This window comes from Micromonospora sp. NBRC 101691, assembly GCF_030269285.1.
Classification (GTDB): domain Bacteria; phylum Actinomycetota; class Actinomycetes; order Mycobacteriales; family Micromonosporaceae; genus Micromonospora; species Micromonospora echinospora.
In genome coordinates this window covers 90,758-104,200 of sequence record NZ_BSTB01000001.1, presented here as the reverse complement: position 1 = coordinate 104,200, position 13,443 = coordinate 90,758, and the positions used below count along the sequence as shown (strand labels likewise).

Here is a 13,443-nt window from a genome sequence, read left to right as displayed (position 1 = left end):
ATGACTCTCCCGATCAGGACGCGCCCGGGGTGCCGAGCGGCAGGGTCGCGGGGTCGTGCTCGGCGAGGTTGTCCTTGGTGACGAAGGGGGCGACCGCCTCCTGCTTCACCTCGGCCGGCTGGTCACCGGTGACCGCCGCGTTGAACAGTTCGATCGCGGTGTTGTAGCCCTGGCCGAAGGCGTCCTGGCCGATCACGCCGTACATCGAGCCGTTCTTGATGGCGTCGATGTTCTCGGTGGTGATGTCGAAGCCGATCACCTTCACGGTGTCCTGCTTGTTGGCGGCGGCCACGGCCTGGGCGGCGCCGAACGGGCCACCGGCGGTGGCGTAGATGCCGACCAGGTCGGCGTGGGACTGGAGGAAGTTCTGCGCGGCCGAGAAGGTGTTCGACGCGGAGTCCTTGGCCTCGACGCCCTGGTTGACCGGGGTCAGCTTGGAGCCCTTGAGCCCGTCGACGAAGCCCTGCCGGCGCTGCTCGGAGCCGGGCGCGGTGAACTGGCTGACGATGATGCCGACCTTGCCGGCCTTGTCACCGGCGGCCTTGACCATCTCCTGGGCCGCGGTCTGACCGGCCTTGTACTGCTCCTGCGCGTAGTTGATGGTGCCGCCCGAGTCGGCCACGCAGTCGAAGAGCGTGTTGTAGGCGCCCATCTTGATGCCCTTGGCGGAGAGGGTCTTGATGTCGGCGCAGTTGCCCTCGCCGGCGATGAAGAACCCGACGCCCTTGTAGCCCTGGGCGTCGGCGGCGCGGATCGCGCTGGAGACCGTCTGGACGTCGATGTTGTCGCCCGCGACGATCCAGTCGACCTTGCCGTTCTTGTCGCTGAGCACCCGGTTGGCGTAGTCGGCGCCGGACTTCACCGAGACCCAGTAGGGGTTGTTGGCGAAGCCGATCATGGCGATCTTGGTCTCGGAGTCCGGGGCCTGGTCGGTGGGCGTGGGACGCCCGGCGATCGGGTCGGCCGGCTCGCCGTTGCCCGCCTCGTCCCCGCCACCGCACGCCGCTACGGCCAGGGTGACGGTCAGCAGTGCGGCGACGCTACGGGCGAGCGCCTTGCCGCGTGTCCGGTGGGACATCTGTTCCTCCAGGGGTGGTGGGCGGGGGCGTCCCCCGTCTGTGCGAGGAGCCGGAGGGCGTCGGCGACGGACACCGTGACGTGCGTCGTGGTGATCGAGGCAGAGACCCGCTCGGTTGGGAGCAACACTACATTCGGCCCCTCGCATGTCAACGGCAGGTTTCCTGATCGTTAGCTTCGTGAGCTGGAGTTTGGTAGCTGAACTACATCAGCCGGTCCCTTTTAAGGGGATATTCCGTTATTGCTAGGTCGAGTTCTCCAGTAACCGGGGAAATCTGGGGCTGTTCCACTACAAACGGTGCGACGAGGCGATGCGGTGGGGTGACATGGGGTTGTAACTTTGCTACAAAGTGAGCCGGCAGGTGGGGACCGTACCGGGGTCCGTGCCGACGGAGCAGGAGGAACACGGTGACCACACCGCAGCAGGGACCGGCCCTGGTCGTCACGCCCGAGGGGATGACCGGACGCACCGGTCGCTACGAGAAGAAGCTGGCCGACCTCACCGGGTTGTTCACCGACACCGCGGCGTTCGACGCGCGCCTGGCGACCGAGGCCGACCGGGTGATCTACCACGTCGACGAGTTTCGTCCCTCGGGTGACGCGGGCGACCTGATCACCGGGATCTCCACCCTGTCGCCCGGCCGGGTCGGCACGGAGTTCCACATGACCCGGGGGCACATCCACGCCCAGCAGGACCGCACCGAGATCTACCACTGCCTGTCCGGCCACGGACTGATGCTGATGGAGACCCTCGACGGGCAGACCGTGGTGACCGAGATGCGTCCGGGCGTCGTCGCGTACGTGCCGCCGGCGCACATCCACCGCAGCGTCAACCTGGGCGACACCGACCTGGTCACCCTCTTCTGCTACCCGGCCGACGCCGGCCAGGACTACGACATCATCGCCCGCTCCGGCGGCATGCGGCACCGGGTCGTCGCCGACGGCGACGGCTGGCGTCTGGAGGAGAACGGCTCCTATGTCCCCCGTTGAGCCCACCGGCCACGCGCTGGCCCGCATGATCGACATCAGTGCCGTACAGGCCCAGCACGGCCGGGCGGACGTGGAGGCGCTGGCCCGCCACGCGCTCGCCGGTGACTTCGTCGCCGCCCACGTCCTGCCGTCCTGGGTGCCGGTGCTGCGCCCGCTGCTCGACGGGTCGCACACCAACGCCGGATCCCCGGTCGGTTTCCCCTCCGGCGGCTCGGCCACCCCGGTCAAGGTGACCGAGGCCCGCTGGCTGCTCGACGCGGGCGTCCAGGAGATGGACGTGGTGATGAACGTCGGACTGGTCCGCTCCGGCGAACTCGCCGCGGCCACCCGCGACGTCGCCGCCGTGCTGGCGGCCGTCGACAACCGGGTGCCCGTCAAGGTCATCCTCGAGGTCGGCCTGCTCGACGAGGCCCAGCTGCGCGACGCGGCCCGGGTGGCGGTCGACGCCGGTGCCGCCTCGCTCAAGACCGGCACCGGCTGGCAGGGCGTGCCCACCACGCCCGAGCACGTCCGCGTGATCCGGGAGATCGCCGGCCCGAACCGCGAGATCAAGGCGTCCGGCGGCATCCGATCGCTGGCCCAGCTCCACGCCCTGCTCGACGCCGGGGCGACCCGGTTCGGCATCAACACCGCGTACGCCGTCCAACTGGTTGCGGAGGCGACCCCGTGACCCCCGACGACCTGCGGCCGGCCACCCGGCCGACGATGTACTTCATCGGCGTCAGCACCACGTCGTCGGCGATCCACCGGGTCTTCGCGGCCTGGCGTCCCCTCCTCGGCCTGGACGGGGTCGACCTCGTCGGCATCGACGTGCCGGTCGGCGCGGAGCCCGAGGTCTACCGGCGGGTCGTCGCGCACCTGCGTGACGACGAACACTCCCGCGGCGCGCTGGTGACCACCCACAAGCTCGACCTCTACGCGGCCAGCCGCGACCTGTTCCGGCAGGTCAACGATGACGCCGCCCGGCTCGCCGAGACCAGCGCGCTGGTGGCCCGGGACGGCTGGATCGACGGTCTGGCCCTGGACACCATCACCAGCCAGATGGCCCTGCGGTCCATCGTGCCGGGCATGGCCGGCCGGGACGTGCTGGTCATGGGGGCCGGCGGAGCCGCCCTCGCCCTCTGCGACTACTTCGCCCACCGGGCCGGCGACGACGCCCCCGCCCGGGTGACCGTCACCGACATCGCCGACCAGCGGCTCGCCGCCATCACCGCCGACGTCGCCACCGGGAACCCGGCGATCACCTGGCGGACCCACCGCCTCGCCCCCGGCGACGTGCACGACGACCTGCTCGCCGACCTCGCCCCGGGCGCGCTGGTGGTCAACGCCACCGGCATGGGCAAGGACCGGCCCGGCTCCCCGCTCAGCGACGCGGCCGCCTTCCCGCACGGCGGGTACGCCTGGGAGTTCAACTACCGGGGCGAACTCGGCTTCCTGCGCCAGGCCCGGAACCGGGCCGAGGCCGACGCGCTCACCGTCTCCGACGGCTGGCGCTACTTCGTGCACGGCTGGACCCGGGCGATCGACGCCGTCTTCGACCTCGACATCCCCACCGAGGGAGCGGACTTCGAGCGGCTCTACGACGCGGCGCAGGAGCTCCGATGACGCTACGGGCGCGTTGGCTCGGACAGGCCGGGTTCTGGCTCACCGCCACCGGCTCCGACGGTGACGCGCACCTGCTCGTCGACCCGTACCTGTCGGACTCGCTGGCCCGAAAGTACGCCGGCACGACGTTCCCGCACGTCCGGATGCTCCCCGCCCCGGTCGCCCCGACGGACCTGCCGCCGCTGCGTGCGGTGCTCTGCTCGCACGCGCACACCGACCACATGGATCCGGACACCCTCACCCCGCTGATGGCCGCCCAGCCGGACCTCCGGTTGGCCTGCCCCCGCGCGGTGCTCGACGAGGCGCAGCGCCGCTCCCGCGCCACCCTGTCGCGGATCGACGCCCTCGCCGACGGCGACCGGATCGACTACGGCCCCTTCACGGTCACGGCGGTGCCGGCCGCCCACGAGGAACGCGTCCGGGACGGCAACGGCGACGACCACTTCCTCGGCTACGTCGTCGAGGCCCACGGGGTCCGGGTCTACCACTCCGGCGACTGCGCCCCCTGGGACGGTCAGGCCGAACGGCTCGCCGACCTGGGCATCGACGTGGCGCTGCTGCCGGTCAACGGGCGGGACGCGCACCGGCTCGCCCACGGGGTGCCCGGAAACTTCGACTTCGCCGAGGCCGTCGACCTCTGCGCGCGCGCCGGAATCGACACCCTGGTGCCACATCATTGGGGCATGTTTGCCTTCAACACCGTCGATCCGGCCACTTTCGACCTCGACGCCGCCGCCCGGCGCGGCGTGCGGGTCCGCGTTCCCCGCCACGACGGCACCCTCGCCCTGGCGGTCGCCCGATGAACGCCGGCACCGTGCTGGAGCGCATCAACAAGGGTCTGGAGACGCTGCGCCGCTCCGAGCGCAAGGTGGCCGACGCGGTGCTCGCCGACCCGCACGGGACGGTCCGGATGACGCTTGCCGAACTCGCCGAGACGGTCGGGGTCAGCCAGCCGACCATCGTCCGGTTCGCGAACGCCATCGGCTGCGACGGGTTCCACGACTTCCGCATCCAGTTGGCGCAGAGCGTCGCGCTCGGCATCCCGGCCACCCAGTCGGTGATCGAGGCCCAGGACGACACGGCCACCACGGTCAGCAAGGTCTTCGACTTCTCGATCACCTCGCTCGACCACGTACGACGCCACCTCGACCTGACCGCCCTCGACCGGGCGGTGGCGGCCATCGTCGCCGCCAGCCGGGTCGTCTTCATCGGGCTCGGCGCGTCGGGCATCGTGGCGATGGACGCGGAGCAGAAGTTCCCCCTGCTGGGGGTGCCGTGCTCGGCGCCGATCGACACGCACCAGCAGTTCCTCGCCGCCTCCACCAGCACCCCGTCGACGGTCCTGGTGGCCATCTCGAACACCGGGCGCACCGCCTCGATCCTGGACACCGTGCGGGTCGCCCGGGACCGGGGGGCGACCGTCGTCGGCATCACCGGCGGGCTGTCCCCGCTGGCGGAGCTGAGCGACATCGCCCTGATCGTGGAGTCCCTCGACAACACCGACGTCTACACCCCGACGATCTCGCGGCTCGCCCAGCTCGTGGTCGTCGACACCATCGCCACGATGACCCTGCTCCGCCGGGGGGAGTCGGCGCTCGGGGACGTCCGCGACATGAAGACCCTGCTGGCGCAGATGCGGTCCGGACTGCCGTACCAGGGCGTGCCGGAGCGGAGGGAGCTGGCATGAGCGACGTCGTGCTCGCCGTCGACCTCGGCACCGGAGGGTGCAAGGCCGCGCTCGTCGACCCGGCCGCCCGGGTCGTCGCCACCACCTTCGCCGCCTACCCCACCACCTACCCGGCACCGGGACGGCACGAGCAGCGCCCGGCGGACTGGTGGGCGGCGGTCGTCCGCTCGTCCCGGGAACTGCTGGCCGCCGACGCCGGCCGGCACCGGGTCGTCGCGGTCGGGCTCTCCGGCCACAGCCTGGCCATGGTGCCGGTCGACGCGGACGGCACACCGCTGCTGGACACGGTGCCGATCTGGTCGGACACCCGGGGCGAGGACGCGGCGGCGGCCTACTTCGCCGACGCCGACGAGACCGGGTGGTACGCCCGCACCGGCAACGGCTTCCCGCGCGGCATGTACACCGTCTTCAAGGCCGCCTGGCTGCGTGCCGCGCACCCCGACGTCGCCGCCCGGACCACGCGCATCCTCGGCAGCAAGGACTGGGTCAACGCCCGGCTCACCGGGGTCCAGCGCACCGACCCCAGCTACGCCTCGGGCAGCGGCGCGTACGACCTCACCACCCGTCGGATGCTGCCCGACGTGCTGGCCGCCCTCGGGCTGCCCGCCGACTGGTGGCCGCCGGTCGTGCCGTCGACCGGGGTGGTCGGCCGGCTCACCCCGGACGCCGCGACCGCCACCGGCCTGCCCGCCGGGGTGCCCGTGGTGGCCGGCGGGGTCGACAACTCGTGCATGGCGCTCGGCGCGGGCCTGGACCGCCCCGGCGAGGCGTACCTCTCGCTCGGCTCGTCGAACTGGGTCACCGTGGCCGGTGCCGAGCCGGTGCTCGACCCGGTGGGTCGGCCGTACGTCTTCGACCACGTCCTGCCCGGCCTGTACGTCTCGGCCCTGTCGACGTTCGGCGGCGGCAGCAGCCTGACCTGGCTGGCCGCCCTGCTCGGCCGGGAGGACGACCTGGACAGCCTGTTCGACGAGGCCGCCGCCGTGCCGGTCGGCGCGGACGGGCTGACCTGCGTGCCCACGCTCGCCGGGGGCACCGTCGCCGAGGGCGGCCCGGCCGTGCGCGGCGCCTACCTGGGGCTGGACCTCGGACACACGCACGGCCACCTGGCCCGCGCCCTGGTCGAGGGCATCGGTTTCAGCCTGGCCGACGCCGCGCGCACGATGCTCGCCGTGGCGCCGGCCGACCGGGAGATCAGCGCCACCGGCGGTGGCGCCCGTGGGGCGCTGATGCTCCAGGTGCTCGCCGACCTGCTCGGCCGCCCGGTCAGCCGTCCGGACGACGCGCAGCACGGGGCCGCGCTCGGCGCCGCCGCGCTCGCCCTGCTCGGCACCGGCACCTGGACGGACACCGCGCCCCTGCGGTCGGCGCGGCGCGCGGCGCTGCGCGTCGACCCGCGCCCGGACCTCGCCGCCGCCTACGCCGCACCCCGCGCCCGGTTCGACGCCGCCCGCGCGGCGACCCGGGCGCACGCCGCCGTCACCGCGGCCGACCACGACGACCGAACACCGAACCAGGAGTAGTCACCATGCCCCTCGCCGACCCACGTCCCATCCTCGCCGCCGCCCGCAGCGCGCGACACGGCGTCGGGGCCTTCAACGCGACCCTGCTGGAACACGCCGAGGCCCTGGTCAGCGGGGCCGAGGCCGCCCGCGCGCCACTGGTGTTGCAGATCAGCGAGAACGCGGTCCGCTACCACGGCGGCCTGCGTCCCCTCGCGCTCGCCGCCCGCGCGCTGGCCGAGGCGGCGACGGTCCCCGTCGCGCTGCACCTCGACCACGCGGAGGACGTCGACCTGGTCCGCGAGGCGGTGGACCTCGGGTTCACCTCGGTCATGTACGACGGCTCCCGACTGCCCGACGACGAGAACCGGGCGGTGACGCGCCAGGTCGTGGCGCACTGCCATGCGCACGACGTCGCCGTCGAGGCGGAACTCGGCGAGGTCGGCGGCAAGGACGGCGTGCACGCCCCGGGCGTGCGGACCGACCCCGCCGAGGCGCGCCGGTTCTGCGAGGAGACCGGCGTCGACGCGCTCGCCGTCGCGGTCGGCACCTCGCACGCGATGGCCTCCCGCGACGCGGTGGTCGACCTGGACCTGGTCGCCGCGATCGCCGAACGGGTGCCGGTGCCCCTGGTGCTGCACGGCTCCTCCGGCGTGGACGACGAGACCCTGCGGACCGTGGTGACCCGGGGCATGACGAAGGTCAACATCGCCACCCACCTCAACAAGGTGTTCACCGGCGTGGTGCGTGACCGGCTCGCCGCCGACCCGAAGCTGCTCGACGCGCGCAAGTACGTCGCCCCGGCCCGGGACGCCATGGCGAAGGAGGTCGAGCGCCTGATCACGCTGCTCGGACCGGGCACACCGGAGGTGCGGTCGTGACCGAGCCCCGGATCCTGGTCACCCCCCGCTCGATGTCGCACCCGGACTCGCCCGCCGTGCGGCGGCTGCGGGCGGCCGGCTTCACCGTCGTCACCCCCACCCCGGGCCGCCAGCCGACCGGCGCGGACCTCGCCGCCACCGTGCCGGGCGTCGTCGGCTGGATCGCCGGGGTCGAGCCGATCGGCGCGGACGTCCTGGCCCACGCCGACGCGCTGAAGGTGATCAGTCGCAACGGCGCCGGCCGGGACGCCATCGACGCCGGCGCGGCGGACGCGGCCGGCGTGCGGGTGCTCACCGCCCGGGGGGCCAACGCGCAGGGCGTCGCCGAACTCGCCCTCGCGCTCGCCCTCATGGGTCTGCGCGGACTGCCCGAGGCCAGCGCCGCGCTCCGCGCCGGACAGTGGCGGCGCAGCACCGGGCGGGAGGCCGCCGGCCGTACCCTCGGCGTGGTCGGGTTCGGGGCGATCGGGCGGCGGCTCGCGCAGCTGGCCCAGGGGCTCGGCATGCGGGTCGTGGCGCACGACCCGTACGTCACCGACGGCGGCGACGTGCCGCTGCTGCCGCTGGCGGAGCTGCTCCGCGGCAGCGAGGTCGTGTCGCTGCACGTCCCGCCGTCACCGGACGGGCCGCTGCTCACCGCCGCCGAACTGGCCCTGCTCCGCGACGACGTGGTCCTGCTCAACACCGCCCGGTCGACCCTCGTCGACGAGGTGGCCCTGCTGGCGCAGTTGGAGTCCGGGCGCATCGCGCTCTACTCGGTCGACGCCTTCGACCGGGAGCCACCGGAGCCGTCGGCCCTGCTCGCCCACCCCCGGGTGGTGCCGACACCGCACCTGGGCGCCGCGACGGTCGAGAGCGTCGGCCGGGCCTCGGACGCGGCCGTGGAGAACCTGCTCGACGCCCTCGCCGCACTCGGGATCCGGGGCGGCTAGGCTCTGTCGCCCGGATCGCGTAGATCGTTCGTGGGCGCTGCGGCAGTGTTGGGGGCAACCGTGTCTGGTCACGCAGCGTGCGGTGTGGTCGAGGCAATGGGGACTGTCACGGTGGGTGAATTCGCGTCGGGTGATGCCCTCCCCCCGAACGCCCTTTGCTCTGCACCCGAATAAGCGACACCGGCACTGAGCAGCGCCTGTGGTGTGGCGGCGTGTTCCCGCGTGTGGGGACGATGCTCACCGAGGGTATTCGGCGCGTACAGGGGTGCAGAGCAAAGGGCGTCGTGGGGTGTGGGTCTTCCGGCCCGGCGGTCACCCGGAGTGAGGTGCTGCGCCGTCGGTGTGGGCAGTTCCGCGAGACGGCACCTGGCCGGCCGTCCGCTCGCCGGGGCGGTGGGGCGGGGCGGGAAGGTCACGTCGCCTGGACCAGCCGGCGGGCTGCCGTGGCCGCGCCGTCCGTGCGGATGGCCCGGGCCGTGGTCCGGGCCGCCTCCGCCACCGGGGAACGCAGGGCCCGGTCAAGGGCGGCGGTGACCGACGCGACGGTGGGACCACCGGGCGGGTGCGCGACGCCGACACCGAGCCGCTCGACCCGCCCGGCGAAGTAGAACTGGTCGTACACCTGCGGGACGATCACCTGCGGCACACCGGCCCGGGCGGCAGTGGTGGTGGTGCCCGCCCCGCCGTGGTGGACGACCACAGCGACCCGGGCGAACAGCGCCTGCTGGTTGACCTCGCCGACCGGCAGGCAGTCAGGTGCGTCGTCCACCGGTGCCAGCTCCGCCCAACCACGCCCGACGACCACCCGCCGCCCGAGCGCGCGGGCGGCGCCGACCACCGCCGCGACGACGCCGTCCGGGGCGCGGACACTGCCGAACCCGACGTAGACCGGTGGGTCACCGGCGTCGAGGAACGCCCGCACCTCGTCGGGGAGCGGCCGGTCGTCCGGCAGGATCCACGCGCCGGTCTGCACCACGCCCGACGTCGCGGAACCGGGCCACGGCGCGAGCGTCGGATCAGCGGCCAGCCACGGCGTCGCGGTGAGGAGGTGGTCCCGTACGTCCGTGACGGGCGGGAGGCCGAGGGCCGCCCGGCGGGCGTTGAGCGGCGGCCCCCACAGCAGGTTCCACCCCTGCGCGTCCTGCGCCCAGCGGGCGTCGTTGTCGACAGTGCCCTCCGGCCCGGGGCTCCGCCCCGGGTGCGGCGGCGGCGCGTGACCGGGCGAGGGGAGCGTGACCGGGGCGAACGCGGTGTAGACGTAGCCGATGCCGCGCCGTTCGGCCACCGAGTGCGCGGCGATCGCCAGCGCCCCACCCGCCACCACGACGTCACAGCCCTCGGCTGCCGCGTCGACCGCCGCGAACTGGTCGGCAATGGTCCCCTCGACGAGGAGCCGACGCTGCTCGGCGGTGCCCAGCACGTTCGTGCTCCGGCTGGCCGTCGTGCGCAATCGCGGGCCCACCGGCACGTATCGGACGCCCCACCGTTGCGCCCACCCGTGGAAGTCGGGCGGCCCGCACATCACCACCTGCTGCCCCGAGGCGGTCAGCCGTGACGCCAGGGCCACCATCGGCTGGGCCTCGCCCCGGGACCCGATGGTGGAGAGCAGAACCCGCATCTCTTTCCTCCCGTATCCGCCGCCGCACGGTGCGGCGGAAGGCAATTCTGGGCCCACCGGGTGGTCTTGCGGCAAGACCCCCCTTCTGCTATACGTTCCAATGGGGATGATTCGCTCCCCGTCGTGGTCTGCCCACCACGCCGTCGGTCGCGCGGCGGCTCCCGTCGGTGTCCTTTCCCGGTCGGGTCGGAATCCCGGGAATTCGAACCGGTTTACCGTTTCCGAGGTGAGCGGAAATCGTGACCGTGCCGTGGAAGTTCCAGGTCGTGTCTTTCACGCTTTCGGGGGAATATTGCGGGCGGCAATTCTGGTCTATCGTCCCCGGTAATGGTGGAGGTCACCGGTCCCGCAACCGCCGCGCGGACGTTTCCGTCCGGCAGTCGGCGCGCGGGTACGAGAGGGGAGAGCGCGTGTCCGAACAGGAGCAGGCGGTGGGCAGGACGTCCCTGGCGGCCCGGGTGGCCGGTGCGCCGGCCGTGCCGGTCGAGGTGCCGGCGGCGGACGAGGAGTGGGCCGAGGGGATTCCCCGGGGTTTCGCGCGGGTCTACTACGGGGACGGGCCGCCCGGCATCCGGCGACCGGTGGTCATGGCCGACGGATTCAACCTCGGCCGCAGTGACCTGGACTGGCTCTACCAGGGGCTGGACGGCACCTTCCCGCTGATCACCACGCTCCGGCGACTGGGCCGGACCGTGATCCTGCTCGGTTTCGACGAACGCACCGCCCCGATCACCATCAACGCGCAGGCGGCGATCGAGGTGATCCGGCGGACCGTCGAGAACCAGATCGGGACCGATCCGCTGACCGTCGGCGGATTCAGCATGGGCGGCCTCATCACCCGCTATGCGCTCGCCCGGATGGAACACGAGAACATCCCGCACCGGACCGCTCTCTACTTCTCCTACGACACCCCGCACCGGGGCGGTCACATTCCTGTCGGCATCCAGGCGTTCGCCCATTTCATCCCCGGACCCGAGAACGATTTCGCCGTCCAGATGAACAGTCCTGCCGCCAAGGAGATGATGTGGCGGCACTACGACAGCGAGGACGGCACGATCCGCCGTCACCCCGACCGGGACGAATTCCTGGAACAGTTGCGGGCCGTCGGCGAATGGCCGGTGGGTCCACGGAAGATCGGTGTCGCGAACGGCTCCGGCGAGGGCATGCCGATCCCGGTGGAACCGGGTGAGATCGCGTTGACCGTCGACGGACTGCTCTTCCCCGGCACCACCTTCCGCATCCAGGCGACCGGGGACGACGTCACGGTGGCCGAACTGGTCCGGACCCTTCCGCCCGCCCGCGAGGTCGTCACGACGAGCGGTTTCCCGGAGATCGACGGCGCGCCGGGCGGCACCCTGGACTCCTACCGGATCATCGCCGAGGCGCTGCGGGAGAACGGCGGCCTGGTCGACCTGCGTAAACCCACCGTGTGCTTCGTGCCCACCGTCAGCGCGGTCGCGATCCGGGACCTCGACGACCAGGACGACCTGTACGCCAAGGTCAACGCGCTCGACCCGAACGAGAGCGAACTCGACGAGTTCCTCTGCTCCTCCACCACCACCCCGCACACCGCGGTCACCGAGGAACTCTGCACCTGGATCCTCGACCGCCTGCCCGACTGACCCGCTCCGCCGTACCGGTGCCGGCGCGACCTCTCCATGGCCGCGCCGGCACCCGGGACCTATCCGGTGGTGGTGCCGGTGAGGCGCTCGGCCCAGGCCGACCACGCCTGCCGTTCCCGGTCCCGGACGGCGGGCCCCTGATCGCCGTAGAGGTACCACCGGACCATGACCGACGACGTCCCGCCGTACCGCATGCTGGCGACCTCGGCGATGCCGGGCGGTTCCTGCGTGCGGACGGTGACCGACGTGTCGTCGATCTGCTCGACCACGCCGGACAGCGACGGGGCCGGCGCGGCGGTGGCGACCTCGTCGCCGACCTTCCCGGTGCGCAGGCCGGCCGCGTCCACCACGTCCGGGACCTCGCCCGGTCCGGGCACCTCGTGCTGCACGAGCAGCGTGGTCACCGGCAGCCCGGCGAAGTGGGTGAGGTAGAGCCGCATGGTGCGCAGGGCGGCGGTCCAGCCGTCGAGGGTCTGGTCGACGTCGTCGCGCCACTCGTCGCCGCCGACGAGGAAACCGCTGGTCAGCCGGACGACGCAGGTGTCCCCGGAACGCGCCTCGACCAGGATCTCGGTGTTCCACGTCCGGGTGCCCCGGTCCGGCCCCATCTCCTCGGGCTCGTCGAAGACGAGGCGACGCGGCGGGTCCCAGGCGGTGATCGTCCCCTCCGAGTCGCCGTAGGACCCGTGGTGCGTGACGATCCGGCCGCCCGGCCCGGGGTCGACCTCGGCGGGGACGAACCAGGTCTCCAGTCCGGGCCCCGTGGCGATCAGTTCCCACACCTGCTCGGGGGTTCCGGGAACGTCGACCTCGGCGACCGCGCGGTAGCGACCGTCCTCGTCGTCGATGGATGCGCGGATGTCAGTCATGGCTCTGCTCTCTGTCTTGGCCGTCGTCGGCCGGCGTGTGGGGCGGCATCGGGTAGGCACCGACGACCAGGCGGTGGCGTCGTCCGCCCGGACCCTCGACGTGGTGTCGGGCGATCACCTCGGTGACGGCCTCGGCCAGGTCCCGGGCGAAGTCGGCGCGCGCCGCCGGGCTGCGGAAGGTGATCTCGGCGTCGAGGGTGAACGTCTCGGCCGGTCGCCCGGTCTCCCGGGACCGGCGCAGCAGCGCACCGACCTCCTGCACGACCCGACCGGCGACCGCGACGAGGTAGGCGGCGGAGAGGCGGTCCGGGCGTTCGCCCGGCGACGGGCGGGCGGCGGCGGTGCCGAGCACCTCGGGCGACACGAGGTACGCCTCGGCGGTGGCGACGAGCAGCCGTTCGGTGAGCCCGCCCCAGCGCCGCTCGCCCGCGCCGGTCACCAGGCCCTGCGCCTCGAGCTGCCGCACGTGGTAGTGCACCCGCTGGCGCGGCAGGTCGAGCGTCCGGGCCAGCTCGGCCGCCGAGCGGGGCTGGCGCAGCTCGGCGAGCATGCGGGACCGGACCGGATCGAGCGCCACGATCGCCGCGGCCGGAGCCGCGATGACGTCTACAGCTTCGATGGACATGCCCCCACTATGCCCTTGACAGGAAATATTGTCAA

Annotated in this window: 13 protein-coding genes; 9 read left to right on the top strand and 4 right to left on the bottom strand. The window is 72.9% G+C overall.

Annotation, left to right across the window (positions count from 1 at the left end; genetic code table 11):
• Nucleotides 1-13: 13 nt before the first annotated feature.
• Complete coding sequence (locus QSK20_RS00385) at nucleotides 14-1,078, bottom strand: sugar ABC transporter substrate-binding protein (RefSeq protein ID WP_285786541.1); 1,065 nt, start codon at nucleotides 1,076-1,078, stop codon at nucleotides 14-16.
• 407 nt (nucleotides 1,079-1,485) lie between these two features.
• Between QSK20_RS00385 and QSK20_RS00380 the strand changes: the two genes are divergently transcribed.
• Genes QSK20_RS00380 through QSK20_RS00345 form a run of 8 tightly spaced genes read left to right on the top strand, consistent with a single transcriptional unit; the run spans nucleotide 1,486 to nucleotide 8,674 of the window.
• Complete coding sequence (locus QSK20_RS00380) at nucleotides 1,486-2,067, top strand: glucose-6-phosphate isomerase family protein (RefSeq protein WP_285786540.1); 582 nt, start codon at nucleotides 1,486-1,488, stop codon at nucleotides 2,065-2,067.
• Nucleotides 2,054-2,737, top strand: a complete 684-nt coding sequence (gene deoC / locus QSK20_RS00375) for a deoxyribose-phosphate aldolase (RefSeq protein ID WP_285786539.1) — start codon at nucleotides 2,054-2,056, stop codon at nucleotides 2,735-2,737. The genes QSK20_RS00380 and deoC overlap by 14 nt, the downstream gene beginning before the upstream one ends.
• Nucleotides 2,734-3,672 carry a hypothetical protein gene (locus tag QSK20_RS00370; RefSeq protein ID WP_285786538.1) on the top strand — a complete coding sequence of 313 codons (939 nt, stop codon included), beginning with the start codon at nucleotides 2,734-2,736 and terminating at the stop codon, nucleotides 3,670-3,672. Before deoC ends, QSK20_RS00370 begins: the two co-directional genes overlap by 4 nt.
• Complete coding sequence (locus QSK20_RS00365) at nucleotides 3,669-4,475, top strand: MBL fold metallo-hydrolase (RefSeq protein ID WP_285786537.1); 807 nt, start codon at nucleotides 3,669-3,671, stop codon at nucleotides 4,473-4,475. Before QSK20_RS00370 ends, QSK20_RS00365 begins: the two co-directional genes overlap by 4 nt.
• Nucleotides 4,472-5,359 carry a MurR/RpiR family transcriptional regulator gene (locus tag QSK20_RS00360; RefSeq protein ID WP_088983124.1) on the top strand — a complete coding sequence of 296 codons (888 nt, stop codon included), beginning with the start codon at nucleotides 4,472-4,474 and terminating at the stop codon, nucleotides 5,357-5,359. The genes QSK20_RS00365 and QSK20_RS00360 overlap by 4 nt, the downstream gene beginning before the upstream one ends.
• On the top strand, nucleotides 5,356-6,882 hold the full coding sequence (locus QSK20_RS00355) for a xylulokinase (protein WP_285786536.1): 1,527 nt from the start codon (nucleotides 5,356-5,358) through the stop codon (nucleotides 6,880-6,882). The genes QSK20_RS00360 and QSK20_RS00355 overlap by 4 nt, the downstream gene beginning before the upstream one ends.
• A 5-nt stretch (nucleotides 6,883-6,887) precedes the next feature.
• Nucleotides 6,888-7,742 (top strand): class II fructose-bisphosphate aldolase, encoded by an 855-nt coding sequence (locus tag QSK20_RS00350; protein WP_285786535.1) that lies wholly within the window; start codon nucleotides 6,888-6,890, stop codon nucleotides 7,740-7,742.
• Nucleotides 7,739-8,674: an NAD(P)-dependent oxidoreductase gene (locus QSK20_RS00345; protein WP_285786534.1), complete on the top strand. Its 936-nt coding sequence runs from the start codon at nucleotides 7,739-7,741 to the stop codon at nucleotides 8,672-8,674. The genes QSK20_RS00350 and QSK20_RS00345 overlap by 4 nt, the downstream gene beginning before the upstream one ends.
• A 412-nt stretch (nucleotides 8,675-9,086) precedes the next feature.
• On the opposite strand, the gene QSK20_RS00340 is transcribed toward QSK20_RS00345, so the two are convergent.
• Nucleotides 9,087-10,292, bottom strand: a complete 1,206-nt coding sequence (locus QSK20_RS00340) for a glycosyltransferase (protein WP_285786533.1) — start codon at nucleotides 10,290-10,292, stop codon at nucleotides 9,087-9,089.
• Nucleotides 10,293-10,702: 410 nt separating this feature from the next.
• Between QSK20_RS00340 and QSK20_RS00335 the strand changes: the two genes are divergently transcribed.
• On the top strand, nucleotides 10,703-11,914 hold the full coding sequence (locus QSK20_RS00335; protein ID WP_285786532.1) for an esterase/lipase family protein: 1,212 nt from the start codon (nucleotides 10,703-10,705) through the stop codon (nucleotides 11,912-11,914).
• A 59-nt stretch (nucleotides 11,915-11,973) separates the two neighbouring features.
• On the opposite strand, the gene QSK20_RS00330 is transcribed toward QSK20_RS00335, so the two are convergent.
• Both QSK20_RS00330 and QSK20_RS00325 read right to left on the bottom strand, forming a co-directional pair.
• Nucleotides 11,974-12,783: an SRPBCC family protein gene (locus tag QSK20_RS00330; protein ID WP_285786531.1), complete on the bottom strand. Its 810-nt coding sequence runs from the start codon at nucleotides 12,781-12,783 to the stop codon at nucleotides 11,974-11,976.
• Entirely contained in the window at nucleotides 12,776-13,408 is a 633-nt protein-coding gene (locus QSK20_RS00325) for an ArsR/SmtB family transcription factor (RefSeq protein ID WP_285786530.1), read from the bottom strand. The genes QSK20_RS00330 and QSK20_RS00325 overlap by 8 nt, the downstream gene beginning before the upstream one ends.
• Nucleotides 13,409-13,443 lie beyond the last annotated feature (35 nt).

What these genes read in the sequence shown, in the direction of transcription:
- QSK20_RS00385 (WP_285786541.1), bottom strand. Translation starts at nt 1,078, where the DNA reads ATGTCCCACCGGACACGCGGCAAGGCGCTCGCCCGTAGCGTCGCCGCA.
- deoC (WP_285786539.1), top strand. Translation starts at nt 2,054, where the DNA reads ATGTCCCCCGTTGAGCCCACCGGCCACGCGCTGGCCCGCATGATCGAC.
- QSK20_RS00365 (WP_285786537.1), top strand. Translation starts at nt 3,669, where the DNA reads ATGACGCTACGGGCGCGTTGGCTCGGACAGGCCGGGTTCTGGCTCACC.
- QSK20_RS00360 (WP_088983124.1), top strand. Translation starts at nt 4,472, where the DNA reads ATGAACGCCGGCACCGTGCTGGAGCGCATCAACAAGGGTCTGGAGACG.
- QSK20_RS00355 (WP_285786536.1), top strand. Translation starts at nt 5,356, where the DNA reads ATGAGCGACGTCGTGCTCGCCGTCGACCTCGGCACCGGAGGGTGCAAG.
- QSK20_RS00350 (WP_285786535.1), top strand. Translation starts at nt 6,888, where the DNA reads ATGCCCCTCGCCGACCCACGTCCCATCCTCGCCGCCGCCCGCAGCGCG.
- QSK20_RS00340 (WP_285786533.1), bottom strand. Translation starts at nt 10,292, where the DNA reads ATGCGGGTTCTGCTCTCCACCATCGGGTCCCGGGGCGAGGCCCAGCCG.
- QSK20_RS00330 (WP_285786531.1), bottom strand. Translation starts at nt 12,783, where the DNA reads ATGACTGACATCCGCGCATCCATCGACGACGAGGACGGTCGCTACCGC.
- QSK20_RS00325 (WP_285786530.1), bottom strand. Translation starts at nt 13,408, where the DNA reads ATGTCCATCGAAGCTGTAGACGTCATCGCGGCTCCGGCCGCGGCGATC.